This window comes from Porticoccus sp., from assembly GCF_965660005.1.
Lineage (GTDB): Bacteria > Pseudomonadota > Gammaproteobacteria > Pseudomonadales > Porticoccaceae > Porticoccus.
Window position 1 is genome coordinate 39,093 of record NZ_CBFHYF010000001.1, and the last position, 25,087, is coordinate 64,179.

A 25,087-nucleotide genomic window follows, 5' to 3' on the forward strand; every position below is an offset into this window, starting at 1 on the left:
GCCACAAAAAGGTGAAAAATTATGTTGTTATCGCTGTTGTTGTTTATCGGTTTACTCACGGCCGTATTCTATTACCGTCCGCCATTGCAAACCGGTTCTCTGGTTATGGTGGTCGGCACCTTTCTACTGACAATCTACAGCGGCGGCATGTGGCTGATTTTGCTGGCGACGATCGGTGTGTCAATCCTCCTCAATCACCCCCGGTGGCGCCAGCAGTGGCTGATCAAACCGATATACCACCTGCTGCGAAAGTCCATGCCCACCATCAGTAAAACAGAGCGGGAAGCCCTGGAGGCAGGCACGACCTGGTGGGAAAAGGAACTGTTCAGTGGCAGGCCGGACTGGCAGCAGTTTTCTGCGATTGCCCTGCCCCGACTCAGTGAGCGAGAACAGCAGTTTCTTGACCGTGAAGTGGCGGGACTGTGCGAGCTTATAGATGAGTGGGATGTGCATCAGCGGCAGGATCTCTCGCCGGAAGTCTGGGAATACCTGAAGAAAAATGGCTTCTTTGGTCTGATTATCCCGGAAGAATTTGGCGGGCTGGATTTCAGTCCTTACGCACAAAGTCGCATCATGAGCAAAATTGCCAGTTGCTCGCCAACGGCCGCCGTCACCGCCATGGTGCCAAATTCTCTGGGACCAGGCGAACTGTTGGTGAAATACGGTACAGAAGAACAGAAACAGCGCTGGTTACCGGGTCTTGCCAACGGCACGGAACTGCCCTGTTTCGGTCTGACCGGTCCGGAAGCCGGGTCAGATGCGGGCTCGATTCCGGACCTCGGCATCGTTTGCAAAGGGCAACATAACGATGAGGAAGTACTGGGGCTCAGCCTGACTTTCACCAAACGCTGGATCACTCTGGCACCGGTGGCAACGGCAATTGGCCTCGCCTTCAAACTGCGGGACCCGGATGGCTTGCTCGGTGATCCGGATACCGTGGAATACGGCATTACCTGTGCCCTGTTGCCAGCTGACCATCCCGGTATCGAGATCGGTCGTCGCCACAATCCGGGCGCGCCCTTCATGAACGGGCCGATCAGTGGTACCGAGGTGTTTATCCCCATTGACTGGATTATCGGCGGCCCCGACATGGCCGGCAAGGGCTGGCGAATGCTGATCGAATGCCTGGGTGCAGGGCGCGGTGTATCCCTGCCCGCACTGGCCACTGCCAGCGGCGAAATGTGCTACCTGACGGTGGGTGCCTTTGCCCGGATTCGCCGCCAGTTCAATATGGAAATTGGCAAGTTTGAGGGCGTACAGGAAGCCACTGCCGAAATTGCCGCCGGCGCCTATACACTTGAGGCAATGCGGCAGATGGTAACCAGAGGGCTGGCAGATGGGGCACCCTCGGTGCTCACCGCGATGGCCAAGCACCATGCCACTGAACGGATGCGCCAGATTGTCAATCACGCCATGGACGTGGTGGGCGGCCGGGCAATCCAGCTGGGGCCACGCAATTTCCTCGCCTCGATGTACCACTCGGTGCCGGTAGCCATCACGGTGGAAGGTGCCAATATTCTCACCCGCTCCCTGATGATTTTTGGTCAGGGGGCCATGCGTTGTCATCCCTACCTGTACGCAGAACTGCAAACATTGCAACATAATGATGAACAAGTGGGCCTGGCAGAATTTGATCCCCTGTTCAGAGAACACCTGGGGCATATTTTCAGCAATATCGCCCGACTCAAGCTGTATGGCATCACTGCGGCGCGCTTCAGCCCGGTACCCGATGACACCTCGGATTTCAGTCGTCGCTGGTATCAGCGCATCAACCATCTGAGTGTGGCACTGGCCAGCTGCTCCGATGTAGCCCTCGGCATTCTCGGTGGCGATATCAAGCGGCGGGAGTTGCTGTCCGCTCGCCTTGGCGATGCCCACAGCGAACTGTTCATTGCCTGTAGTGTTCTCAAGTATCACGATGCCAATCAACAGAACGAAGCGACAGATGTACATGCCCGCTACGCGGTACAGCGCTCCCTGTTCAGGGCACAGCAAGCCTTGCTGGCATTTTGTGATAACTTCCCCCTGCGCTGGCTCGGCAAAATCCTGGCATTCACCTGCTTTCCCCTGGGACGTATTCACCGGGCGTCGGATGATCATCAGATTCGCCAACTCGGCAGCCTGATCATGGAACCGAACCCGGTGCGGCAGGCACTGGGCCAATTTGTGTATCTCAACGAAGACCCGCTGGATCCTGTGGGGCGGGTTGAATCCACCTATCAGGCATTGCTCAAAATTGACAAGCCCTGGCAGGCGTTCGTTCGGGCACGCAGCAAAGGGCTTCTGGAACATCCGGATAATCTGGATCTGGCACTGGCCGATGCGGCTGAGCAGGGCATCATCGACACTGCCGATATCGAGCCTATCAAAGCCTATGACAAACAGCGTTATGACTGCTTGCTGACAGATCACTTTGAGGCACTTTAGCGGCCACCGCTCCAGACCGGCGACAATGACTGCCGTGGCACTCACTGATCGCCGGCCTGCTCTGGATTGCCTGTAGCAACGTACACTGCCCTGAATTTTCAAGATCAGGGGAACACCGCCATGCAGCCGATACGACATCTGAACCTGATACTGGGCGACCAGCTCAATCGGAACAGTACCCTATGGGACGAGTTTGACCCCGCTCGTGATCGCGTCTGGATGGCCGAGGTCAGGGGCGAGTCCACCGCAACGCTCTCCAGCAAGCAGCGCACTGTCCAGTTTCTATCCGCCATGCGGCATTTTGCTGATGCCCTGCGCACAGAAGGAATCGAACCTCTCTACATTCCCCTCTCAGCAGGCTACCAACACTTTGCAGACGCTATTCACGACACGCTGAAAAAAATAAAGCCGGAGCAGATTCGCTGTGTGGTGCCCGGTGATAATCGTGTATTGCACGAGATGAATCAGGTTTGTATCGAACAGGGCTATCCCATCATATGGCTTGAAGACAGCCATTTCATAAGCACAGCTCGGGACTTTGCCAGTTGGGCAGCTGGCCGCAAAAGCCTGCGCATGGAGTACTGGTACCGCCTGTTGCGCAAACGCAACAATATTCTTCTCGACTACGCGTCCAACCAAGACGCTGAACCCTGTGGCGGCCAGTGGAACTATGACAAGGATAATCGCCGGGCCTTTGGCAAAGCCGGCCCACAAAAACTGCCCCAGCCAAAACTGTTTTCACCGGACCCACTGACTCAGGAGGTGATGGCCGATGTGGTCCGATACCTGCCGGATCTGCCCGGTGAGCTGGAGGGTTTTCAATGGCCGGTCACCCGGGAGGATGCGCTACTGGCGCTGACAGATTTCATTGAACATCGTCTCGCGAGATTTGGCGACTATCAGGATGCCATGTGGCAACACCAGCCCTGGTTGTACCACTCGCGCCTGGCGGCCTCACTGAACCTGAAACTACTGGATCCACGGGAGGTCATTGCTGCCGCGGAGGCGGCCTGGCGCAACGGCACCGCACCGTTGAATGCCGTCGAGGGCTTTATCCGCCAGATACTCGGCTGGCGCGAGTATGTTCGTGGAATCTACTGGCTGTACCGGGACGAATGGCCGGGCATGAATGCTCTGAATGCCACCCGACCACTGCCGGATCTCTACTGGACTGCACAGACCGACATGCGCTGTATGCAGCAGTCTCTGCAACAGGTGTTGTCACACGGCTATGGGCATCACATTCAACGGCTGATGGTAACGGGCCTTTTTGCGCTGTTATTGAGAGTCCGACCGGAGGCCATTCACCAGTGGTATCTGGCCATGTATGTGGATGCAGTGGCCTGGGTGGAAACGCCCAACACCCTGGGGATGAGTCAGTATGCCGACGGCGGGATTCTGGCATCAAAACCGTACATTGCCAGTGGTGCATACATTGATCGCATGTCAAATTACTGCACCGACTGCCCCTACAATCCCAAACAGGCGACCGGAAAAGCCGCGTGCCCCTTCACCACCCTGTACTGGGTTTTTATCAGCGAACATCAGGATCGTCTGAAGCAGAACCCACGGCTGGCCATGCAGGTAAAACACTGGCACAACAAGTCCACCGAAGAAAAACAGGCGATTCTGACCAAGGCAAAAGTAATCACCGATAATCCGGATGACCTTTAAGTCACAGAGGGGTCGACACAGAATTCATAACGATTTTTGGGTCGCCCGGCGCATCAGTGGCAAATAAAGCCGATTGGGCAATAACCGCAGCAACTTCATCCAGAACACAAAGCGCCGGGGAAACGCAATCTCGAAGCGACTGGACTGCAGCCCACGATAAATGGCCATGGCCGCATCGTCCACTTCCATCAGTGCCGGCATCTGAAAGGTATTCTTATCGGTCAGCGGCGTTCGGACAAAACCGGGGTTGATGACCTGCAAACACACCCCGGTGCCGTGTAAATCCATATACAGGGACTCGCACAGACTGATCAATGCCGCTTTGCTGGCACAGTAGGCCGCCGCCGTGGGCAAGCCCCGGTAACCCGCTACAGAAGCCATCACGGCAATGTGTCCTTTCCGGTCCGCAATGTAGCGATGCAGTACCGGATCGAGGCAGTTAATCGTGCCCTGCAGATTGATATCCAGCAGTCTGCGGCAGCGCTGGGCAGAAAAGGCCTCGGCACTGGCGGGGTCGTGAGTTCCCGCATTCAGCACCACCAATTCCGGAAATTGTTGCTCCCTTTCCCAACGTTCAAACAGCGCTGCTATCTCAGCGGGGCGACGGATATCCAGTGGTACGGGAATGAATTTTCCCGGCGCAGAGGCCAGCGATGACTGTAGCTGGTTGAGCTCGTCGAGGTTGCGAGCGGAACCATAGACGGTTGCACCGCGTTGACAAAACAAGCGTGCCAGTGCGGCACCAATACCGCGCCCCGCCCCGGTAATCCACACGCACTGCCAGGGTATCTGCATATTCTGTTCAATATTCATGGTCGTCTTTCGTCTCTCCAAAATGCTGCTTTAAATAATCATTAAAATGGCGATCCATATGAGAACCCGTATCAAAATCTAGATGGCGTCCCGAGCCGTGCAAGCTGGCCAGATATCGTCGGCTGGCTGATCAGATTCACGGCGGATATAGAGTGTAATTTCACCCACAGGAATACCGAACTTACTCATGGTGGCACGGTTGATCAGGTTGTTTTCATCCACCAGGTAGAGCCAGTCATTCAGCTTGATGTGACGCACCTTGCCATTGACCGGAATTTCCAGCACGTATTGCCAATTCAGTGCGTTTCCCTGCGTGGTCCCCGTGGCCTTTCCCACCACATCTCCAGCCGTCCCGGTGTATTGATTACCGTTTTTTGTCAACCGCCAGCAGCGGATTTGCTGTTCACCGTCATTGAAGAAGAACTGTTCGTCCAGAACGCCTTCCCCATCCTGCCAGGAGGCATTGATTTCCGCTCTGAAACGGCGAATCACCTTGCCACGAAAATCCTGCACCATGCCGTAAGCCACCAGATGACCATTGAAGAACCGGTCCAGGTGCAACTCCGGCGTTTCATGTTGGTAGTCGGTGATCGTGGAAGAACAACCTGCCAGCAGCAAGCCAGCGAGGCAAATACTTTTTGAGACATGACGCGCCATAAGGACTCCTGTTTTAGTGTTCTCCCCGAAGCTTTCGGGTCAGTTTCGGATTGATGCTATCATCTGCCAGCCAAATATTCAGGAAAGCTTCAGTAAATACACGATCCTCCAGCGAACCGATGTATTGACCGTTGTGATGAAAGTGACCCCGGCCCTCGGGATCCATGTAGAACGTCAGCTCATCGCCTTTCTCCAGATCCGGCCACATACCGGCCAGGCCCGCCATCCATTGATCCAGTTGGGTATCCGGCAAATCGCCGATCTGTTTGCGGGTTTCACTCACCAGCCTGTTGCTGCTGATATCCCGCTGATAAATGAGCCGCAGCATCAGGGGACCCTGTAATTTTTCGTAACGGCCGGAAGTGCTGTAGAGCTCGGCCCGGTAGATTTTCATAAAAAAAACCCTGAGATCTGCATGGCCGACGAGCTGCAATCTGCCCGGCACGGGAACGGCCTGTGCCGACACAGCACAAAGCAACAAACTCAGCAACAGTGACACACTAAACCTGCGCACGATGACCTCCCAGCCAGTCTGCCAACAACATCAGGGCGGGAAACAATCCCAACCAGACGACCGCCAGAATCACCACGGAAGGCACTACGGCAAAACCAAAGTCTGCCGCCCCCAGATTGATTGCCGCCCAGTAGGTAAGCGCACCAGCCACTGATCCGGTCACCGCAGACAGCAGGTACCGACCGGAAAAAAATCGCAGGCATTGGCGCAGGGTTGCAGCAAATCCGAGCCACAGTAGCACCAGCCACACCGGGGGCCAGGGTTGGCCACGATCAAAAACAAACACGCCACCAAGAGTTAGCAGTGCATCAATAATGAAGCCCAACAGCGCACAAAAAATTAATACCCGGGTTTCCAGAAGTGGCTGACGATGAAAGGCAAGATGCAGGGCCAGCAATACTAAAACGATCGGAGCGGCACTATTGCCCAACAATACAGACGACCACCAAATCAGCTGAAAACCAGCTAGGTTGACCCAGAAACGCTCGGAAATACCAGAAAACAAAGTTTGATCTCCTGTTGTAACGGAACTGTTACGCTTTGCCGCTACAGTCAGATCATCAGACACTGATCCAGACAAACCCGCGAAGCGTATTGACCAGAGAAAACGATATTTAGGCGGCAATAATGACAATTCAGCTTCTCAGACAACGGCAAAAGAAAGGACAACTGGAAACCGTTCGGTTTATCCAGAATGCCTGCGCCCCCATCGTGATTCAGGTGATTTTTTCTGAAAATGGACAATGGCAGCAACAGCTGATTAAGAACCGTCATGGCCAGGTGGTGACCTGCACCAATCTGGCCCAAGCCTATGCTATATGTCGCTCCGCTGGCGTGTATCGCGCCGCACTGGTACAGATCGTCGCCCATGACGAAGCCTGCGCCGCAGATAGTGCGGTCACGCCCCGACCTTCGATTTCACTGACATTTCAGGAGTGATTCATCCTTGAGCAGCTCTACTTTAATCATCACAGGGCTTCTGTCAGCACTTTGCATCAACGCTGCCATCGCCGGGTCGGCAGTGACGACCAACACCGAAAAGGCCACCTGCATGAATATTTATCAATTCACTGTGCCGGATTTGATCGATGAAAATCCGGTGGATTTTTGCCGGGCCTACGCCGGCAAGGTGCTGATCATTGTCAATACTGCCAGCAAGTGCGGATTTACCGGACAATACGAGGGACTGGAAGCACTGTACCGGGAGTTTGGCGACCAGGGCCTGGTGGTGCTGGGCTTTCCATCCAATCAGTTCGGCAATCAGGAGCCGGGCACCGCCGAAGAAATCCAGAACTTCTGCCGTGTCACCTACGGTGTGCAATTTCCGATGTTTGCCAAGACTCACGTACGCAAGGGCGATGCCGACCCTCTTTGGACTTACCTTGGCGAGACTTCGGGCACCTATCCCAAATGGAACTTTTATAAATACCTGATCAATCGCGAAGGCGAGGTGGTTGATGTATTCAGCAGTGTCACCTCACCGGAGAGCCGACGGTTTCGCAAAGCCGTCAAAGCGCTCCTTTGATCTGGACCAATTGAGCTGGACACCTGACACCCCATCAGAGAAGCGGAGTATTTCAAGGTGACAATACCGATGAGACATCAGAGTGTTGCCGTGATCGGTGCCGGTCTTGCTGGTGCAACATTGACCCAACGCCTGCTGGAGGTTGGCTACCAGGTCACCGTCTACGAGAAAAGTCGTGGCACCGGCGGCCGCCAGGCCAGCAGTGGGCTGGCGGAAGCCACGGTAGACTTCGGCGCACCCTGGTTTGAACCCGTCTCGGACAAGTTCCGAAACTGGCTGGAGGATCGGCCGGAAATACGACGCTTTATTCCACCACACAGGGATTTTACCGGTCTGAAACTGGATCCAATCTCGGTCTATCTGGCATCACCCAAACAATCCACCCTGACACGAAATCTGCTGGAAGGTGCCGTATTCTGCTCTTCAAGCCGGGTGGGCAAAGTGTATCCCTGCCCGGAAGGTGTTACCGTCGAGAGCGATTCAGGCCAGTTACTGAACACCCATCAAGCCGTTATCATCACCACACCCGCACTCCAGGCTGAGGTTCTGCTGTCGGCCATACCGCGCTTTGCTGAAGTGGCAAAATTTGCAGAATCGATACCAGCCTGGGTGGTGGCGCTGGGTTTGCGTCGCCGCGCCAGAAAATCGGTAGAGCTGTTCAGCGGCAGACACCCGCTACTGGCGAGGGCCATCCGCGACAGCAACAAACCCGGACGCAGCGCCGGACCGTTTGCTGAAACCTGGCTACTGGAAGCCAACCCACAGTGGAGCGAAGCCCATAGGGACTCTGATCCCAAACAAGTGGGTGCCGATCTGATCAAAGCCTTCCAGGCCATTATGGAGGAGCCTCTGGAAATTGCCGCACTGCGCACCCACCGCTGGCTGTATGCCAGGCACAGGTCGGCTGGTTCCGAAGAGTATCTATGGTGCCCGGAAAACCGTATTGGTGTTTGCTCCGATTGGCTGAGATGGACGGGCAGCGAAGGGGCGTGGCTGAGCGCCAATCATCTGGCCGATAAACTGCTCACCAGTCTTAAAACCTTCTCTTCTCATTCCTCCATCAACCTGGATGGCCTACCGTGATGACTAATAATACAGAAACCCGCAATGCACGCCCTTTGATGCAAAGTACTTCCGGCAGGGTGATTGTCTTCTACGATGGCAGCTGTCCCCTCTGCCAGAAAGAAATCCACCATTACATCAGGCGGGATCATGCCGGTCAGCTTGTCTGGGATGATATTTCAAAGGGCACCGGGCTCCTTGACGAGTTCGGCATCACACTGAATGAAGCCATGCGCCGGTTTCATGTGATAGACAGGAGCGGCAGTGTGACTCGAGGGGCCGAGGCATTCCTCACCCTGTGGCACGCCCTGCCAGTCTACCGGCACCTGGCCAAAACCGTTGAATATCTTCATCTGACGTCGCTGCTGGATTGGGCCTACGAACATTTTGCACGGGTACGCTACCGGCGCGCCTGTCAAAGGGGGTTCGGCAACACTTGCTCGATCGACACGAAAGGGCGCTGACCTGTCCGAACGGAATGAACCAATAATACAGGAAAATGGCTACTGCCGTTGGTAGTCCGCAAGGCTGGCCGCTCGGGCCTTACCGTAATCAATGATGGGAGACGGGCGCCCGACTTCGGCGGCAAATGCCGGATCGTGACGCTGCATACCCTTCAGTTCCCTGAGCTCAGGTAACCAGTGCGCGACATAATCCCCCTTCGGATCGAATCGCTCAGCCTGGCGCATGGGACTGAAAATACGGAAGTACGGTGCGGCATCCGCACCCACCGAGGCACTCCATTGCCAACCACCCAGATTGGAGGCAAAGTCACCGTCAATCAGATGGTTCATAAAGAAACGAGCGCCCTTTCGCCAGTCCTGCCGCAACAACTTGGTCAGGAAAGAGGCGGTGATCATGCGCAGGCGATTGTGCATCCAGCCAGTCGCCAGCAGTTGTTTCATCCCGGCATCGACAATCGGATAACCGGTTTCACCCCGACACCAGGCAACAAACAACCGGTCGTCATTCAGCCAGCGAATGCGCGATTCAACCTCGGGTCTGAAAGGTTCCCAGCGGTTCATATCCGGAAAGTGCATCATCAGATGGCGGTAAAACTCACGCCAGATAATCTCAGTTACCCACTGGTTGTTCAGCCAGTTCGTTCCCTCTGAGGCGACAGACATGGCCGCCAGACACTGGCGAGGGGAAATTACCCCACAGCTGAGATAGGGCGACAATCCCGAGGTACCAGCCATCGAGGGGGAATCCCGATCGGCCGCATAGCTCCCGACCCGGTTCGCCACAAAATCCGTCAATCGGGCGTGGGCAGATTCTGTGCCCACCGGCCATAGTGACGGAAGCCAGCGGCTACCATTGCTGATTGCATAAACCACGTTGTCGGGGATCACATCGGGAGCCAAACTGGCATCCGGCACAGGCGGTTGAACCGGGGGAACCGGCAGCGGCACAGGGTATTGCTCGGTAAAAATCTTGCGCCAGGTTTTACTGAAGGGCGTGAATACCCGAAACGGCAAACCCTGACCATTCATCACTTTTCCCGGCGCCAGTATCAAATCACCGTGCAGACCATAAACCGGGATGCCCGCCTCGCGACACCTGGCGACGACCTGTTTGTCGCGAAGATTTTCGTTCAGACAATATTCGCGATTCAGATACAGGCCATCACAGTGGAACCGGCGAGCAAGTGACAGCAACTGGCCGGGCAAATCAGCAAAGGTATCCACATGGAGAATCTTCAACGGAATACCCAGCGCCGTCAGTTGTTGTTGCAGACTCCGCAAGTTAGCCAACCAGAACTCCACCCTGGCCGGAGACTCGTCGTGGCTGGCCCACTGCGCGGGGCAGATGGCCGCCACTGCAAGCACGCCTTGACCGGCGGCATCGTCACAGGCCCGGAACAAGGCCGGATTATCTGCTACACGAAGATCGTTGCGGAACCAGACGAGTTTCAAAAGGGGTTTCCTCGTGGCAAAGACTGTTGGATGGTTTTCAAAGACCGGCAGGCTGGGTCACTGAGGCAGTACACAACGGACAGGCGGTTAACGTTCGCGCCGCGTCCACCTAGAAACCAAAGAGCGGTTGAGTCACTTTACCGAACAGTGTGGTGTAGCGCAGTGGGTACTCAGTGGCAATCAGACAGATACAATCATGATCGCTGTCCACCAGTGGCTGATGGGTAATCTGATCATCCAGATCAGCAATATCGCCGGGCATGAAGCGCCCCACTTCATCAGAGTATGATCCCCTCAACAGCAGGGTCAGCTCACTGCCTCGATGGCTGTGTGGTGATGCCGCTTTGCCAGGCGTCACACGCAACAGGCGGGTCATGCCCTTGCCCTGATTTGGCAAATCATGCATCCATATACCGGGAACCAGTTTTTTCCAGGACAGATCGTCCAGTGAATCTCCGACGTAGCCCGCCAACGGTGCCGGCACTTCACTGCCGCTCACAGGCAGCGGACGCACGGCAATCTCCGAAGTACCACCCTGATCCAGTCGATCAAGCACCGACTTCAGCGTATTTTCACTGACCGCCGCCAGGGCAATATTTTCCAGCAAAGCGCCACCGATGGCTTCAAGCTCACGGGCCCGTTGCCGGCAGGAATCACATATTGCCAAGTGTGAGGCGACCACAAGGGCCAGACCCTGACCCATAGCGCCAGCCACATAACTGAACAGAGTCGCTTCATCGAGATGATGATTAATGGTCATGGTTACCTCTCAACGCCTGTTTTAACTTTTCGGATGCCAGACGAATTCTGGATTTGACGCTACCCAAGGGGATCGACAGCCTGTCGGCAATCTCTGAATGGGAACGCCCCTCGTAGAAAGACATAATAATGACCTGGGCCTGGTTATCGGGTAGTTGACGAATTGCCGAAGCGACCTGATCAGACATGACAGACTGTTCGGACAGCTCCAGCGCTACGGGCTCACCCGCCTCTTCGTGCCAGCTGTCCAGATCGTATTCCGGATATTTCTGTTTGCGCATCCAGTCGATGCTCAGATTGCGCGCCAGTGTATAAATCCAGGTACTGGCGGCGGCCTTGCCGGGATCGTAGAGTTGGGCTTTGCGCCAGACGGACAACATGGCTTCCTGAGTCAACTCCTCTGCGGTGGCTTCCGTGAGGCCCAGTTTTATGATGTAACCTTTGATTCTGGGCGAAAAGTGCCGGAATAGCCGGATAAAAAGCTTCCGGTCCCGGGAAATGGCCAACTCTGCCAGAATTGCAGACCAGTCTTTCGCCGATGTCTCGGATGCTTTTTCTGCTCTTAATGCCACGACGCTCAACGCTTCATCTCCCGGCGGCTGGTCTTGCATGACTCTCCTTACGCATCATCAGCTTCAATAGATCACAGAGATTAGCGCCCACGGCTGATAAAGCCAAATAAAAAGGGTGATCCCTCTCGGCACTTCCTGCGTATTATCAGCATCGCAAACAACACGGATTGAAAAATGAATACCCGCTCCCTGAAATATCCTGCTGAAAACAGCCTGACCCGCAAGAACATTGCGATAATTGGTTCGGGTATTTCGGGTTTGAGCTGTGCCTGGCTGCTGAGCAAATCACAAAATGTCACGCTGTTTGAAAAAGATGACCGGCTCGGCGGACACTCCAACACCGTGACCTTCAAACCGGATAAGCAGGACATCAGCGTTGACACGGGCTTTATTGTCTACAACCCCGCCAACTACCCCAATCTGGTGAAATTCTTTGAACAGTTGGGAGTGACCACTTGTGATACGGACATGTCCTTCTCGGTGTCAGTTAACGGCGGGGAACTGGAATACTCCGGCAGTGGCTTGTCGGGACTACTGGCACAAAAAAGGAACCTGCTCCGACCAGCCTTCTGGGCAATAGTGATCGATTTGCTGCGTTTTTACAGGCAATCGCCAAAATTACTCCAATCAGCCGACCTTGAGCAGCTTTCTCTCGGTGAACTGCTTGAAAAACACGGTTACGGCAAATCCTTTATCAACAACCACCTGCTGCCGATGGGCGCGGCCATCTGGTCGGTCCCTGTGGACAAAATGCTCCAATACCCGGCCCTGAGTTTTATGCGTTTTTGCAGCAACCACGGTTTGACCCGGGTGAACAACCGACCCCAATGGCGCACGGTGGTCGGTGGCAGCCGCCAATATGTGAATAAAATCGCCGACGCACTGCAAGATTCCATCCGATTGAATACTCGCATCCAGTCCGTCACCAGACTGAATGACCAGGTGGCCCTGGACGATATTCACGGCAACCGGGAAATATTTGATGACGTGGTTTTTGCCTGCCACAGTGATCAGGCCCTCGCGCTGTTGGCGGATCCGACAACCGAGGAGCAGTCCTTGCTCAGCTGTTTCCCCTACCAGCGCAATCGGGCGTTTCTTCATCTGGACACCGACTTGATGCCAGAGCGAAAGCAGGTCTGGTCCAGCTGGAATTATCTGGCCAGCAATAAACCTGCTTCAAAAAATGGACACCTGATCACTCACACACAAAGAAAAGTTTCTGTCAGCTACTGGATGAATCGACTTCAGCCACTGGCTACCGAGCAGCCGGTAATGGTCTCTTTAAACCCTCTGAAAATGCCCAGATCAGGCACCATTATCAGAAGTTTTTTTTACGATCATCCCGCGTTTGATCAATCCTCCCTGGCCGCCCAGAAACAACTCTGGTCACTACAGGGCAAGCAGAGCACCTGGTTCTGTGGCGCGTATTTCGGCTACGGTTTTCATGAAGACGGGTTGCAGTCCGGACTTGCCGTCGCCGAAGCGCTGGGTGGTATTGCCCGCCCCTGGCAACTGGACGAGCCGAACTCACGGATTGAGGTCAATACTGACGCCCCGCCCATGACTGTTCTGGAGCCACATTGTGTCTGAAAAGCTGAAGTCGGCCCTCTACAGCGGCAAGGTCACGCATCAACGATTGCGCCCCAAAAAACACCGGTTCACCTACCGGGTTTTTTCACTGTGCCTCGACCTCGATGAGCTGGAGTTACTCCACCATCGACTGCGTCTGTTTTCCGTCAATTGTTTCAACCTATTTTCGTTTCACGAGAAAGATCACGGCAGCGGGAAATCAGACTTGAGGGGACAAATAACCCAACTGTTGACTGAGCATGGTTTTGCCGATGCCACAGCCCGGATCAAGTTACTCTGTTATCCGAGAATACTGGGCTATGTGTTTAATCCCTTGAGCATTTATTTCTGCTACAATGACCAACAGCAGCTATCAGCTGTGCTCTACGAAGTCAGCAACACCTTCAAACAAAAGCACACCTACCTGATCCGGGTGGACTCAACCCGGCAAAACAAGCTGATTGAGCAGCAAGCTGAAAAAGCCATGTATGTGAGTCCTTTCATGCCGTTAGCAACACATTACAGCTTCCGGATTTCACCTCCCGATCAACAACAGGTATCTGTCTTTATCAGGCAATCCGATGACCAGACCGGCAAGCCTGGTAACCATGTGCTGCTGGCGACCTTCAACGGCAAGCATCGGATATTCAACGATGCGACCTTGTTGAAGCTTTTTTTCAGCCATCCACTAATGACCCTGAAAATTATTGGCGCCATTCACTGGCAAGCCATACGCCTTTGGCTGAAGGGGTTACCCCTGCAGCCCAGAAAAACCACAAAGAATGCCCGCGATCTCAGCTGGCAGGACGATGATGGAGTATTACACCATGAACGGCTCTGACCTCGACGCCAACGGTATGACTGCCAAGCCAGCCAACTCACCGGTATGGCTGGAAACACAAATTATCCGGCTACTGCAGAGAAAGCTCGGACACTGCCAGGGGAGTGTTTCACTGCAATTTCCAAGTGGCTACAGACACTCATTTGGTCAGGGTGAAGCCGCCGCGCACGTCAGGCTCCATTCAATGGCTCCATTGGTCCGGTTATTCTTTGGTGGAACCAATGGCTGGTCTGACAGTTATTTGAACAGTGAGTGGGACTGCACTAATTTGACGACCCTGATTCAATGGGCAATTCAGAATGAACCGACCCTGAACAGTATGGCAAAGGCCGGTTATGTCAACGACCTGATTTATAACCTCTATCACTGGAGCCGTCGCAATACTCGCCGGGGCAGTCGCCGTAATATTGCTGCCCATTATGATTTGGGGAACGATTTTTATCGGGAATGGCTCGATCCGGGAATGACCTACTCTGCGGCGATGTTTGATGATGATCACCAGCAATCTTTACAACAGGCACAAACAAAGAAATATCAACGTATTCTCAATCTGCTTGCCCCCAGGGAGCGGAATCAGGTACTGGAAATTGGTTGCGGCTGGGGTGAATTTGCTCTCCAGGCTGCCGAAACTGCCAATGTACAGGTTCATGGTATTACGCTGTCCTCAGAACAGCAGCGCTGGGCAGAAGACAAACTTGCTGACGCAGACCTGACAGATCAGGTGACCATCAGTTTGACCGATTACCGAGACCTGAAGAGACAATATGACGGAGTTGTTTCGATTGAGATGTTCGAAGCGGTGGGCGAAGCTAACTGGGACACCTATTTTAAAAAACTCAAAGGGGTCCTGAAACCAGGTGGCAGAGCGGTACTCCAGATTATCACCATTGATGAGAAGCGCTTTGAGGTCTATCGCAAGCAAGCTGATTTCATTCAACGCCATATCTTCCCCGGTGGCATGTTGCCCAGCGTCATGGCCCTGAAACAAAAGTTCTCACAGCACGGTTTTGGTCTGATCGAGCAGGAGATGTTTGGCGAGGGATACGCCAGAACACTTGAACTCTGGCGACAACGCTTCGAAGATCGCTGGCCGAAGATCAGTACCCTCGGTTTTGATCAGCGTTTTTATCGTCTCTGGCGCTATTACCTCAGTTACTGCGAAGGGGGATTCAAGGAAGGGGCTATTAATGTGGGTCTGTTCGTACTGGAACATCAAAGCGACAGGTAACCATGATGACAGGGATTTAACTGCCAAAAAGTCAGTGCTCCCGGAAAGCAACCCGCCGTCTCAACCAGCGAAACAGGGCCCCCAGCACAGGCACTTTTTCATAAAGGTCGGCGCTGTCCCAAAAATCCTGATGTTGGGTAATTTTACCCGTCTCATCAAAGATCAACCGGCTACTACCCTGAAAATTCAGCCGACCAGTAACACTACTGCTGCCAGAAAATGTCCAGTATAAGTAGGCGACGGTCTCCTGTTGCTGGCTGTGATGAACAGTAAAATCCACACTGTCCAGCCGTTCAAACATCTCAGTCAAAAGTGCCAGATATGCATCAATACCTTTCACGTGATTGAATGGATCTGTAAAAACCACGTCCTCACTGAGCACGTCTCGCAGATGCTCCAGGTTAGACATCTCCAGGGTTTCCAATAGCTGTATGTACTGACTCAAACTGCTCATTTTCCCTCTCTATCAATAGACAGCGACCAGACAATCTGGCTGTTCTACCAATCCATCAAGTGTACGCAACCAATACAATAAAAACGTCAAGAATCGAAACTCTCCAGCGGACTCAACGAAAAAGGCCAGCCTCCTGGCTGGCCTGAATAGACACGGGTAAAAGCTACTTCACCGAGAGCATATCACGGTTCTGCTCCAGCAGCATTTCACCTACACCTTTTACCGACTGCAATTGTTCCACAGTCCTGAACGGACCATTTTCCTCCCGGTAAGCCACGATTGCCTCGGCTCGCTTTTCACCAATACCCTTGAGCATGCGGGATAACTCGTCCGCAGTGGCGGTATTGATATTGATCATTACAGGCGACTGCATCGTCCCATCGAGGGATGACTCGTCAGCCGTAACAGTCTGCCAGAACGGTTATTGCGAGCAGGGACAACAACAGAACGCTGGAAAGTTTTTTTACATGTTTCATGTCGAACTCCTTGTGCCAGTGGCACTCCATTTCAAAGAAGGCGGCACCTCGTGTACCGCAGGGTCAATCTTGCAAAATATCGCGATTGATAGCAAGTAGGGCCTCAACCGGATCCGATGACTGGGTGATTGGTCGGCCAATCACCAGATAACTGCTGCCGTTGGCGATAGCTTCGGCAGGGGTGACAACCCGTCGCTGGTCATCCGCCACGGCAGAAACAGGACGAATACCCGGTGTCACCAAGGTAAAGTCGTGTCCGAGCATATTGCACAGCCCCTGGGTTTCCATTGCAGAGCAGACCACACCATGCATACCGGACGCCTTGGCCAGCGCAGCCAACCGATGCACCTGCTGTTCCGGGCTACACTCAATACCCAATTCTGCGAGATCTTCCACTGAGAAACTGGTTAATACGGTCACCGCTATCAACAGCATATCAGTACCGGATTGGTCGCCGGCCAATCGGGCAGCTTCCATCATCTGACGACCACCGGAAGCGTGAACATCTGTCATCCATACACCAAGATCAGCAGCGACTTTTACCGCAGCGGCAACCGTGTTCGGAATATCATGAAATTTCAGATCCAGAAATACATCAAACCCGCGATTGACCAGCGAAGTAACAAACTGGGGACCTGAACGGGTAAACAATTCATTCCCGACTTTCAGCTTACAAAGTTCCGGGGAGACCTCACCGACAAATTTCTCTGCCGCAGCCGTTGTATTGTAGTCCAGCGCGACAATCACCTTACTGCCATTAGAATTTTTCATGAATCGTTCTCATTTTAAAATAGCCTCTTCGGTCAGCGGTCATTCACCATCGATTCCACGAACAGGCCGGACTGTTTCCCAGCGCAGGCATTGGGGGCAAAGCCAGTGAAGCTGGGCGCCACTGAAGCCACACATATCACAACGGTACTGCAAACGACGGGCAAGCAGACTGTTCAACAGTTGCTGCAGCAGATGTAGCTGCTCTTTTGCCACTTCAGTGCCACTGTCTTCTGAAACCCCGAGTAATGTTTGCAGCCCCCGGATGGACAGATGTTCCCTCAGATAATCCATTAAAAAGCTTATGGCCGGTTGTTTTCCGCACTGCTTCACCATCACTTCGACCACCATTTGCAGCAAACTGGCGCCGGGATAGGCTTTCAGCCAGAACTGCAACTGCACAAGAAGCCCGGGGATATCATCCAACTGCTCGTAACACTGCCTCACAAGAGGAAGGATTTCCGGCAAGTATCCAGGCTGTTGCTGAGGAATCATGGCAAATCGTTTCAATGCCTCCATGTTATTGCCCGCGTACATTTCCATCCGCCCCCAGAGCATATTGGCTCTGGCTGAGTTTCTGTTGTATTTGAGCGCCGATTGAAGATGACGCCTGGCCTGCAATCCATCTTTCCTTTTAATCGACTGCTCCGCGAGCTCACAACAAAACTGGGCCTGCTCTATGGCCAACTCATCAGTAGCGCGTGCAAATCGCTTTTTTGCCATCATACCGGCGGCACGAATAGCCTTTTCCCACTCCTGCTCACCGCGATAGATTTGAATCAGGTGTTGCAAAGACGCCTGCCGGAAGTCACCACTTTCATCCTCCACCAGCTCCAGAAACAGGCGCTCAGCACGATCGAACAAGCCCGCTTTCAGGAAATCCCTGCCAAGCTCCAGTCGGGCCTGACCTGACTGGCAACTATTCAGGTTGGGTCGTGAAAGCAGATTTTGGTGAATCCGTATGGCCCGCTCTACTTCTCCGCGCTGCCGCATCAGATTACCGAGTGCGAGATGGGTCTCCAATGTATAGGGTGTGACGTCGACAGAACGGATGAAGGTATCAATAGCCTGATCAGGCTGCTCGTTGAGGAGGAAATTAACACCCTGAAAGTAATGATGCGCCAACACTTCTTCGTTACTCGCCAAACGCTTGCGTTTACCGAAGATGTAACCGGCAAGCCAGAGTAACGGGAAAAGCAATAACCCGATAAATGATAAGTGGTCCACCATGTATGGTATTCGGCTACTCCGCCTTGTTTCGCTCTCGAGCAGGAGCCACTCTCAATTTAATGAGTTGTTGATTCAGCCCACGAGCACGCCGCCTGAGTCGCAGCAACATTGGCAGACTGGCCAGCATACCCGCCAGACAACCAATAAAAAGTGCCACCAGCAACCAAAGACCGCCGGGGAGGGGCCCTGCCTCACGGCCAAAAAAATCAACTGTCATGACATCCGGGTTTGACAGCACCAGACCAATGCCCAACAGAATCGCCGCCAGACCAATCAACAATAAACAGAGCTTCTTTAGCAGTGCCATAAATTCCCCATAAAAAAACGGCAAGTCACGATACTTGCCGTTTATTGTAACCAAACTACTATGGGTTGGTCTTGTTTATCCTGTACTGGAACCTGCAGAATCAGTCTGCCTCAAGGCTACTATTAACGCGTTCGCGAAGCTCTTTCCCGGGTTTAAAATAAGGCACATATTTGCCCGACAACTTAACCGAATCACCGGTTTTAGGGTTACGCCCTACCCTGGGGGCACGATAATGCAGGCAAAAGCTACCAAACCCGCGAATTTCAATGCGATCATTGCTCACCAGCGCATGGGTCATACGCTCAAGGATCATTTTTACAGCAATCTCCACATCCCGGGGTGGGAGCTGATCCTGCTGGGTAACGATATAATCAATTAGTTCTGATTTTGTCATAACATTCTGATTTTATAAAGAAAAGGGGTAATGTTTCCATTACCCCCATCTAATCATTACTTCTCTTTGGTGTCCATCTGAGCCTTGATCAGATCACCGATAGTGGCCGGTGCAATATTCTCTGATTCAGACTTGCGATGTTCCTTGATGGCCGCCTTCTCTTCAGCAACATCCTTGGCTTTGATAGAGAGGTTGATACTGCGGTTCTTGCGATCCACATTGATCACCTTAACCTCCACCTCATCACCAACGTTGAGTACATTGCGGGCATCTTCAATCTTCTCGCGAGAAATTTCAGAGGCTTTCAGATAGCCTTCAATATCACCACTCAAGGTAACGACTGCGCCCTTGGCATCCACTTCCTTGACGACACCGTTGACAATGGCACCTTTGTCATTTTCAGTGACGTAGTTGGAGAAAGGATCGTCCGACAGTTGCTTCATACCCAGCGAAATACGCTCTCTTTCCGGGTCGATGGAAAGTATCACGGTTTCAACTTCATCACCTTTTTTGAAGTTGCGCACCGCTTCTTCACCGGTTTCATGCCAGGAAATATCAGAGAGATGAACCAACCCGTCAATACCACCGTTCAGACCGATAAAAATACCGAAGTCAGTAATTGACTTGATATTGCCGGAAATTTTTTCACCCTTGCTGTGGTTCATGGCGAACTCATCCCAAGGATTCATATGACACTGTTTGATGCCTAGTGAAATACGACGACGCTCTTCATCAATATCCAGAACCATGACATCAATTTCATCACCCAACTGAACAACCTTGGATGGGTGAATGTTCTTGTTCGTCCAATCCATCTCAGAGACGTGAACCAGACCTTCAACTCCATCTTCCAGCTCGGCAAAGCAACCGTAGTCAGTGAGGTTGGTGACAACCGCTTTGACACGGGCACCTTCCGGATAGCGACCGGAGATGTCAGCCCAGGGATCTTCACCCATCTGCTTCATACCTAGTGATACGCGGCTGCGTTCACGATCAAATTTCAGTACCTTGACATCAATTTCATCACCGACATTAACGATTTCACTGGGGTGCTTGATACGCTTCCAGGACATGTCGGTGATGTGTAGCAGGCCATCAATACCACCTAGATCGACAAAAGCACCGTAATCGGTGAGGTTTTTGACGATACCTTTCAGAGTCACGCCTTCTTCCAGTTTGCCGAGCAACTCATCGCGCTCTTCCGAGTTCACCTGCTCCATCACGGCACGGCGTGAAACGACCACGTTGTTGCGCTTTTGATCAAGCTTGATGACTTTAAATTCGAGGGGTTTGTCTTCCAGATGAGCTGTATCGCGAATTGGGCGAACATCGACCAGGGAACCCGGAAGGAACGCCCGCAGACCATTGACATCCACCGTAAAGCCACCTTTGACCTTGCCACTGATGATGCCGGTAACCACTTCGTCCGCCTTGTGAGCAGCTTCCAGTTCAATCCAGGATTCTGCACGGCTCGCTTTTTCCCGGGAGAGGCGTGTAGCACCGAAGCCATCTTCTACGGCTTCGAGGGCGACCTGGACTTCATCGCCAATATTGATATTCAGCTCGCCGTTATCGTCGTAGAACTGGATTTTGGGGATCACGCCTTCGGACTTCAGTCCTGCGTGAACCGTTACCCAGTCTTTATCGATATCAATAATGACACCGGTGACGATAGCGCCGACGTTCATTTCGACGGTTTTCAAGCTTTCTTCAAAAAGATCTGCGAAACTTTCGCTCATTGAAATGTACCTGTAAAAATCGAGTCAATCGACTCTCAAACCGCACTACCAGTTATGCGGGCTGTTGGTTTCAGGGTGACATGGTGCGTTACTGGCCAAACACCACAAACCCGGTTTATTGCGGTGGCTGTATGCCGCTTACAGCGACAACATCCACCACCTTCTGTAATACTTCCTCGATGGTCATTCCCGAACTGTCCAGCACCATGGCGTTGGTCGCAGGAATCATCGGTGACACCTTGCGTGTCATATCGCGCTCGTCGCGCTTCTGAACCCGTTCGATGAGGCCGGCAAGGCTAACACTTTCCCCTTTATCTATCAACTGCTTATAACGTCTTTGCGCCCGCTCTTCGGAACTCGCTGTAAGGAAGACTTTGGCATTGGCATCGGGGAAAACCACAGTGCCCATATCGCGTCCATCAGCTACCAGTCCCGGCAGTACAGCAAAGGCTCTCTGCCGCTGCAGAAGCGCATTACGCACCTCCGGATAGGCAGCAACAACTGAGGCATTGGTCCCCACACCTTCAGAACGAATCAGCGTAGAGACATCTTCTCCCTCCAACATCACCTTTGGCGCGTCACCGTTGTCGCGTGTCTTGAATGAAATATCCATATGGGCCGCCAGTACCGCCAGGGATTCCGTGTTATCCAACGACACGCCATGACGCTTGGCCGCCAGTGCAAGCAACCTGTAGAGCGCACCACTATCGAGATAGTGAAAACCTAATCTGGCAGCCAGTAACTGGCAGATCGTCCCCTTTCCAGAGCCACTTGGTCCATCGATGGTAATGACTGGTACTCTTTTTTCATTCATCGTATTTCCTCGACAATTCTCAACCCGACACTGTTGGCCAAAGCCACAAAGCCCGGGAATGATGTCGCCACATTATTACAATTTCGTATCAGGATATTTCCCTGCGCCCTTAACGATGCAATCGCAAAGGACATGGCGATACGGTGATCGCCCAGACTGTCCACCTCACCACCACGCAATATGCCACCCTGGACTTCCATACCATCAGGGGTGGGAATCGCCTGGATCCCCAGGCAGGTCAGACCATCTGCCATGGCCTTGATCCGGTCACTTTCTTTTACCCGTAATTCCTCGGCACCGGTCAAGCGGGTTTTTCCCTCGGCACAAGCTGCCGCCACGAACAGGGCCGGAAACTCGTCAATTGCCAATGGCACCTGATCTTCGGGTATATCTATACCGTGCAGTGGCGCATAGCGAATCCGGATATCGGCCACCGGCTCACCTCCGGCCTCACGGTGGTTGGTGAGTTCCAGATCCGCCCCCATCATTTGCAGGATATTGATGACACCAATCCGGGTGGGGTTAACGCCCACATGGGTGAGTGTCATATCGGAACCCGGGGCGATTGCCGCCGCCACCATGAAAAAAGTCGCCGAGGAGATATCTGCCGGCACATCGATATTGGTGGCATACAGTTTTCCACCTCCATCGAGCTGTGCAACGGCCCCTTCCCGCCTTACCGAATAGCCAAAACCAGTCAACATGCGTTCGGTGTGATCACGGGTCGGAGCAGGCTCTCTGGTCCGGGTGGTGCCATCGGCATAGAGACCTGCCAGCAACACCGAAGATTTCACCTGAGCACTGGCCATCGGCAGGGAATAATCGATCGCCTTGAGCACCTGCCTCCCTCTGATACGAAGCGGTGGCCTGCCACCCTGTTCCGTTTCGATGACAGCACCCATCTGCCTCAAAGGCGCTGCCACACGCTCCATAGGCCGTTTCGACAGCGATTCATCTCCGCTCAACTCGACATCGAAGGCCTGACCAGCCAGCAACCCTGCCAACAGGCGCATGGATGTCCCGGAATTACCCAGATATAACGGACAGGCTGGCGCCTTGAGACCGGCCATGCCAACACCGTGTATCACGACACGGCCATTCTGTGGTCCTTCGATAACCACCCCCATATCGCGAAACGCCTGCAAAGTGGCAAGGCTGTCTTCACCTTCGAGAAAACCGGTCACGGTGGTGACACCCTCGGCAAGTGAACCCAGCATAATCGAGCGGTGGGATATGGATTTATCACCGGGAACACGAATGCTACCGGTAACGGTATTGCCGGGAGATACCCGGTAGTCAATAGTCTGTGTCATGGGCTCCAGGTAAGCCTTGTTTTCGAGCATTTTGGCAAAATGATTGCGCGCTTCTCTGGCACGGGTAAACACCCCCAGCAGGTATTCGCTGTCCTTGTTCTGGATGGCATTTTTCAGCTGATCCATATGGTCGGTAAATGTTTCCAGCACGGACAACAGTGCCTGGCCGTTAGCCATGACAATGTCATGCCACATCACGGGGTCACTGGCAGCTATGCGCGTAAAATCTCTGAATCCACCCGCCGCGTAACGGAAAATATCACGATTTTCGTGCATGCCAGCGAGTGTATCCACCAGCGTATAAGCCAGCACATGGGGCAAATGACTGGTGGCCGCCAGAACTTCATCGTGTTCCGCCACCGTCATTTCGCTGATCACAGCACCCACACCACGCCAGAGGGCACGGATACGCTGCAGATGATTCTCACCGGTTTCCTGCAAGGGTGTCAGAATCACCCGGTGTTCATCAAACAGAGCGCTGTCCGCAGCCTCCACACCACTTTTCTCCGAACCGGCAATCGGATGTCCCGGCACAAACTGGGCAGGTACCTTTCCGTAGACATGGCACGCGGCGGCCACAACACTGCCCTTGACGCTGGCCACATCGGTCACAGTAACGGTATTCGCCAGCAAGGGTTGCAGTTGGCGGATAATGTCGGGCACGGTCAGGGTCGGCACACCAATCAAAACCACATCGCCCTCACCCAGCTGAGCCGCTACCTCATCAATATTGGTTATAACCCGGTCAACCACACCGCATGCGAGCGCCTTTTTCAGCGTATCGGGATTTCTGGAACTGCCGATCACCTCGCGGCAAATTCCCCGCTCACGAGCAGCCTTTGCCAGGCTTCCGCCAATCAGGCCAAGACCCACTACCAGCAGACGGTTGATAACAGGTGTCATCAGGCTGCGTCTCCATCGGCAAGCAGCTGGCTTAATGTATCGAGAAAACGCTGATTTTCATGGGGCAGGCCAATTGAAACCCGCAGATGCTGGGGCATGCCATAAAGTGCGATCGGGCGAACAATGACACCCTTGCGCAACAGGGCTTCATACAGGGCCAGTGAGTCCCCCGGGACCTGAACAGCAACAAAGTTGCCCGCCGATGGGATATACGCCAGCCCGAGCGCCTCAAAACCGGCCACCAGCTGGTCGTAACCGTCACGATTTACACTGATACTACGCTGCAGATATTCATCATCATCAAGCACTGCCAATGCAGCGGCCAGTGCCGGACTGTTGACGTTGAAGGGCTGGCGCAGACGATTGAGAATATCTGCCACATCCGGATGAGAGACCGAGTAGCCGATCCGCAACGCCCCCAAACCATAGGCCTTGGAAAAGGTACGGGTAACAATCAGGTTGGGGTAGCGATCAATCAATACGAGCGCAGAGCCATAATCGGGTTGATCGACATATTCATAGTAAGCTTCGTCCACTACAACCAACACGGATTCTGGCAGTTTCTGCAACAACCTTTCGATTGACGCAAGCGATACCGAAGTGCCGGTGGGATTATTGGGATTAGCGATAAACAGCAAGCGCGTGTGTTCATTCACAGCGGCAGCCATCGCCGGCAAATCGTGGCCCCAGTTGCTGGCTGGAACAACAATTGTGGTGGCATTTTGCGCTGTGATCACCAGTTGGTAGACCACGAAAGCGTGTTCAGCAATGATGGCGTTGTGCTGCGGGCCGAGGAAGCCTCTTGCCAGCAGCTCCAGGACCTCATTGGAGCCATTGCCCAGAGTCAGCTGGCTGACAGAGACAGCCAATTTCTCGGCGAGTCGGCGCTTCAGATAGAAGCCGCTTCCATCGGGATAGCGAGCACCATGTTCAAGTGAAGCTTCTACAGCGGCTTTCGCCAGTTTGCTCAATCCCAGCGGGTTTTCATTGCTTGCCAGCTTGATCGCACCGGAGATACCGAGCTCTCGCTCCAGTTCATCAAGGGGTTTGCCACCCTGGTAAGGTTGCAAATGTTGTACGCCTGGTAACGCCAGGCTCTTTAAGTCCATACTCATAAGTATCAACACGACGC

Annotated in this window: 26 protein-coding genes; 9 read left to right on the plus strand and 17 right to left on the minus strand. The window is 53.5% G+C overall.

Features of this window, described 5'->3' with window-relative positions:
- The first annotated feature begins 21 nt into the window (after positions 1 to 21).
- Positions 22 to 2,427 carry an acyl-CoA dehydrogenase gene (locus tag ACTF5G_RS00210; RefSeq protein WP_438950800.1) on the plus strand — a complete coding sequence of 802 codons (2,406 nt, stop codon included), beginning with the start codon at positions 22 to 24 and terminating at the stop codon, positions 2,425 to 2,427.
- A 120-nt stretch (positions 2,428 to 2,547) separates the two neighbouring features.
- Positions 2,548 to 4,101, plus strand: a complete 1,554-nt coding sequence (locus tag ACTF5G_RS00215; protein ID WP_438950801.1) for a cryptochrome/photolyase family protein — start codon at positions 2,548 to 2,550, stop codon at positions 4,099 to 4,101.
- Positions 4,102 to 4,125: 24 nt separating this feature from the next.
- Here the strand turns inward: ACTF5G_RS00215 and ACTF5G_RS00220 are convergent, their stop codons facing one another.
- The 4 genes from ACTF5G_RS00220 to ACTF5G_RS00235 form a co-directional block, all read right to left on the minus strand.
- The gene (locus tag ACTF5G_RS00220) at positions 4,126 to 4,914 is read right to left on the minus strand and encodes an SDR family NAD(P)-dependent oxidoreductase (protein WP_438950802.1); all 789 of its coding nucleotides are present in this window, start codon (positions 4,912 to 4,914) and stop codon (positions 4,126 to 4,128) included.
- Positions 4,915 to 4,992: 78 nt separating this feature from the next.
- On the minus strand, positions 4,993 to 5,571 hold the full coding sequence (locus tag ACTF5G_RS00225; RefSeq protein ID WP_438950803.1) for a DUF3833 domain-containing protein: 579 nt from the start codon (positions 5,569 to 5,571) through the stop codon (positions 4,993 to 4,995).
- 13 nt (positions 5,572 to 5,584) lie between these two features.
- Entirely contained in the window at positions 5,585 to 6,085 is a 501-nt protein-coding gene (locus ACTF5G_RS00230; protein ID WP_438950804.1) for a chalcone isomerase family protein, read from the minus strand.
- On the minus strand, positions 6,072 to 6,590 hold the full coding sequence (locus ACTF5G_RS00235; RefSeq protein WP_438950805.1) for a DUF2878 domain-containing protein: 519 nt from the start codon (positions 6,588 to 6,590) through the stop codon (positions 6,072 to 6,074). The genes ACTF5G_RS00230 and ACTF5G_RS00235 overlap by 14 nt, the downstream gene beginning before the upstream one ends.
- 122 nt (positions 6,591 to 6,712) lie before the next feature.
- Between ACTF5G_RS00235 and ACTF5G_RS00240 the strand changes: the two genes are divergently transcribed.
- From ACTF5G_RS00240 to ACTF5G_RS00255, 4 genes are all read left to right on the plus strand, one after another.
- The gene (locus ACTF5G_RS00240; protein ID WP_438950806.1) at positions 6,713 to 7,024 is read left to right on the plus strand and encodes a hypothetical protein; all 312 of its coding nucleotides are present in this window, start codon (positions 6,713 to 6,715) and stop codon (positions 7,022 to 7,024) included.
- A gap of 7 nt (positions 7,025 to 7,031) precedes the next feature.
- Positions 7,032 to 7,610, plus strand: coding sequence for a glutathione peroxidase (locus ACTF5G_RS00245; RefSeq protein WP_438950807.1), 579 nt, complete (start codon positions 7,032 to 7,034; stop codon positions 7,608 to 7,610).
- A gap of 69 nt (positions 7,611 to 7,679) precedes the next feature.
- Positions 7,680 to 8,693, plus strand: a complete 1,014-nt coding sequence (locus tag ACTF5G_RS00250) for an NAD(P)/FAD-dependent oxidoreductase (RefSeq protein ID WP_438950808.1) — start codon at positions 7,680 to 7,682, stop codon at positions 8,691 to 8,693.
- Positions 8,693 to 9,136 (plus strand): thiol-disulfide oxidoreductase DCC family protein, encoded by a 444-nt coding sequence (locus ACTF5G_RS00255; RefSeq protein WP_438950809.1) that lies wholly within the window; start codon positions 8,693 to 8,695, stop codon positions 9,134 to 9,136. The genes ACTF5G_RS00250 and ACTF5G_RS00255 overlap by 1 nt, the downstream gene beginning before the upstream one ends.
- A gap of 39 nt (positions 9,137 to 9,175) precedes the next feature.
- Here the strand turns inward: ACTF5G_RS00255 and ACTF5G_RS00260 are convergent, their stop codons facing one another.
- The 3 genes from ACTF5G_RS00260 to ACTF5G_RS00270 form a co-directional block, all read right to left on the minus strand.
- Entirely contained in the window at positions 9,176 to 10,588 is a 1,413-nt protein-coding gene (locus ACTF5G_RS00260; protein WP_438950810.1) for a cryptochrome/photolyase family protein, read from the minus strand.
- Between the two features lie 109 nt (positions 10,589 to 10,697).
- A complete protein-coding gene (locus tag ACTF5G_RS00265) occupies positions 10,698 to 11,348 on the minus strand; it encodes a ChrR family anti-sigma-E factor (RefSeq protein WP_438950811.1) in 651 nt (216 codons plus the stop codon).
- On the minus strand, positions 11,338 to 11,958 hold the full coding sequence (locus ACTF5G_RS00270; RefSeq protein ID WP_438950812.1) for a sigma-70 family RNA polymerase sigma factor: 621 nt from the start codon (positions 11,956 to 11,958) through the stop codon (positions 11,338 to 11,340). Before ACTF5G_RS00270 ends, ACTF5G_RS00265 begins: the two co-directional genes overlap by 11 nt.
- Before the next feature lie 135 nt (positions 11,959 to 12,093).
- On the opposite strand from ACTF5G_RS00270, the gene ACTF5G_RS00275 reads away from it, so the two are divergent.
- From ACTF5G_RS00275 to ACTF5G_RS00285, 3 genes are read left to right on the plus strand one after another with little or no spacing between them, the layout of a single operon-like run.
- Positions 12,094 to 13,509: an NAD(P)/FAD-dependent oxidoreductase gene (locus tag ACTF5G_RS00275; protein ID WP_438950813.1), complete on the plus strand. Its 1,416-nt coding sequence runs from the start codon at positions 12,094 to 12,096 to the stop codon at positions 13,507 to 13,509.
- Positions 13,502 to 14,329, plus strand: a complete 828-nt coding sequence (locus tag ACTF5G_RS00280) for a DUF1365 domain-containing protein (protein WP_438950814.1) — start codon at positions 13,502 to 13,504, stop codon at positions 14,327 to 14,329. Before ACTF5G_RS00275 ends, ACTF5G_RS00280 begins: the two co-directional genes overlap by 8 nt.
- The gene (locus ACTF5G_RS00285; RefSeq protein WP_438950815.1) at positions 14,316 to 15,557 is read left to right on the plus strand and encodes a class I SAM-dependent methyltransferase; all 1,242 of its coding nucleotides are present in this window, start codon (positions 14,316 to 14,318) and stop codon (positions 15,555 to 15,557) included. Before ACTF5G_RS00280 ends, ACTF5G_RS00285 begins: the two co-directional genes overlap by 14 nt.
- A gap of 31 nt (positions 15,558 to 15,588) precedes the next feature.
- Here ACTF5G_RS00285 and ACTF5G_RS00290 read toward each other — a convergent pair whose 3' ends face one another.
- The 10 genes from ACTF5G_RS00290 to hisC all read right to left on the minus strand — a co-directional run bounded on the left by ACTF5G_RS00290 (position 15,589) and on the right by hisC (position 25,070).
- Positions 15,589 to 16,011: a nuclear transport factor 2 family protein gene (locus ACTF5G_RS00290; protein ID WP_438950816.1), complete on the minus strand. Its 423-nt coding sequence runs from the start codon at positions 16,009 to 16,011 to the stop codon at positions 15,589 to 15,591.
- A 163-nt stretch (positions 16,012 to 16,174) separates the two neighbouring features.
- Positions 16,175 to 16,384, minus strand: a complete 210-nt coding sequence (locus ACTF5G_RS00295) for a ComEA family DNA-binding protein (protein ID WP_438950817.1) — start codon at positions 16,382 to 16,384, stop codon at positions 16,175 to 16,177.
- Positions 16,385 to 16,550: 166 nt separating this feature from the next.
- Positions 16,551 to 17,258 carry an orotidine-5'-phosphate decarboxylase gene (pyrF, locus tag ACTF5G_RS00300; RefSeq protein WP_438950818.1) on the minus strand — a complete coding sequence of 236 codons (708 nt, stop codon included), beginning with the start codon at positions 17,256 to 17,258 and terminating at the stop codon, positions 16,551 to 16,553.
- 39 nt (positions 17,259 to 17,297) lie between these two features.
- Positions 17,298 to 18,485, minus strand: coding sequence for a lipopolysaccharide assembly protein LapB (gene lapB / locus ACTF5G_RS00305; protein WP_438950819.1), 1,188 nt, complete (start codon positions 18,483 to 18,485; stop codon positions 17,298 to 17,300).
- Between the two features lie 13 nt (positions 18,486 to 18,498).
- A complete protein-coding gene (locus ACTF5G_RS00310) occupies positions 18,499 to 18,792 on the minus strand; it encodes a lipopolysaccharide assembly protein LapA domain-containing protein (RefSeq protein WP_438950820.1) in 294 nt (97 codons plus the stop codon).
- Positions 18,793 to 18,892: 100 nt separating this feature from the next.
- Positions 18,893 to 19,186, minus strand: a complete 294-nt coding sequence (gene ihfB / locus ACTF5G_RS00315; protein WP_438950821.1) for an integration host factor subunit beta — start codon at positions 19,184 to 19,186, stop codon at positions 18,893 to 18,895.
- 56 nt (positions 19,187 to 19,242) lie between these two features.
- The gene (gene rpsA, locus ACTF5G_RS00320; RefSeq protein ID WP_438950822.1) at positions 19,243 to 20,925 is read right to left on the minus strand and encodes a 30S ribosomal protein S1; all 1,683 of its coding nucleotides are present in this window, start codon (positions 20,923 to 20,925) and stop codon (positions 19,243 to 19,245) included.
- Positions 20,926 to 21,040: 115 nt separating this feature from the next.
- Positions 21,041 to 21,739, minus strand: a complete 699-nt coding sequence (gene cmk, locus ACTF5G_RS00325) for a (d)CMP kinase (RefSeq protein ID WP_438950823.1) — start codon at positions 21,737 to 21,739, stop codon at positions 21,041 to 21,043.
- Complete coding sequence (locus tag ACTF5G_RS00330) at positions 21,736 to 23,955, minus strand: bifunctional prephenate dehydrogenase/3-phosphoshikimate 1-carboxyvinyltransferase (protein WP_438950824.1); 2,220 nt, start codon at positions 23,953 to 23,955, stop codon at positions 21,736 to 21,738. The genes cmk and ACTF5G_RS00330 overlap by 4 nt, the downstream gene beginning before the upstream one ends.
- Positions 23,955 to 25,070: a histidinol-phosphate transaminase gene (hisC, locus tag ACTF5G_RS00335; RefSeq protein WP_438950825.1), complete on the minus strand. Its 1,116-nt coding sequence runs from the start codon at positions 25,068 to 25,070 to the stop codon at positions 23,955 to 23,957. Before hisC ends, ACTF5G_RS00330 begins: the two co-directional genes overlap by 1 nt.
- Positions 25,071 to 25,087 lie beyond the last annotated feature (17 nt).

Coding starts and splice junctions, on each gene's coding strand:
- ACTF5G_RS00210 (WP_438950800.1), top strand. CDS start 22: ATGTTGTTATCGCTGTTGTTGTTTATCGGTTTACTCACGGCCGTATTC.
- ACTF5G_RS00215 (WP_438950801.1), top strand. CDS start 2,548: ATGCAGCCGATACGACATCTGAACCTGATACTGGGCGACCAGCTCAAT.
- ACTF5G_RS00220 (WP_438950802.1), bottom strand. CDS start 4,914: ATGAATATTGAACAGAATATGCAGATACCCTGGCAGTGCGTGTGGATT.
- ACTF5G_RS00225 (WP_438950803.1), bottom strand. CDS start 5,571: ATGGCGCGTCATGTCTCAAAAAGTATTTGCCTCGCTGGCTTGCTGCTG.
- ACTF5G_RS00240 (WP_438950806.1), top strand. CDS start 6,713: ATGACAATTCAGCTTCTCAGACAACGGCAAAAGAAAGGACAACTGGAA.
- ACTF5G_RS00250 (WP_438950808.1), top strand. CDS start 7,680: ATGAGACATCAGAGTGTTGCCGTGATCGGTGCCGGTCTTGCTGGTGCA.
- ACTF5G_RS00255 (WP_438950809.1), top strand. CDS start 8,693: ATGACTAATAATACAGAAACCCGCAATGCACGCCCTTTGATGCAAAGT.
- ACTF5G_RS00265 (WP_438950811.1), bottom strand. CDS start 11,348: ATGACCATTAATCATCATCTCGATGAAGCGACTCTGTTCAGTTATGTG.
- ACTF5G_RS00270 (WP_438950812.1), bottom strand. CDS start 11,958: ATGCAAGACCAGCCGCCGGGAGATGAAGCGTTGAGCGTCGTGGCATTA.
- ACTF5G_RS00275 (WP_438950813.1), top strand. CDS start 12,094: ATGAATACCCGCTCCCTGAAATATCCTGCTGAAAACAGCCTGACCCGC.
- ACTF5G_RS00285 (WP_438950815.1), top strand. CDS start 14,316: ATGAACGGCTCTGACCTCGACGCCAACGGTATGACTGCCAAGCCAGCC.
- ACTF5G_RS00290 (WP_438950816.1), bottom strand. CDS start 16,011: ATGAGCAGTTTGAGTCAGTACATACAGCTATTGGAAACCCTGGAGATG.
- ACTF5G_RS00295 (WP_438950817.1), bottom strand. CDS start 16,384: ATGCAGTCGCCTGTAATGATCAATATCAATACCGCCACTGCGGACGAG.
- pyrF (WP_438950818.1), bottom strand. CDS start 17,258: ATGAAAAATTCTAATGGCAGTAAGGTGATTGTCGCGCTGGACTACAAT.
- lapB (WP_438950819.1), bottom strand. CDS start 18,485: ATGGTGGACCACTTATCATTTATCGGGTTATTGCTTTTCCCGTTACTC.
- ACTF5G_RS00310 (WP_438950820.1), bottom strand. CDS start 18,792: ATGGCACTGCTAAAGAAGCTCTGTTTATTGTTGATTGGTCTGGCGGCG.
- ihfB (WP_438950821.1), bottom strand. CDS start 19,186: ATGACAAAATCAGAACTAATTGATTATATCGTTACCCAGCAGGATCAG.
- rpsA (WP_438950822.1), bottom strand. CDS start 20,925: ATGAGCGAAAGTTTCGCAGATCTTTTTGAAGAAAGCTTGAAAACCGTC.
- cmk (WP_438950823.1), bottom strand. CDS start 21,739: ATGAATGAAAAAAGAGTACCAGTCATTACCATCGATGGACCAAGTGGC.
- ACTF5G_RS00330 (WP_438950824.1), bottom strand. CDS start 23,955: ATGACACCTGTTATCAACCGTCTGCTGGTAGTGGGTCTTGGCCTGATT.
- hisC (WP_438950825.1), bottom strand. CDS start 25,070: ATGAGTATGGACTTAAAGAGCCTGGCGTTACCAGGCGTACAACATTTG.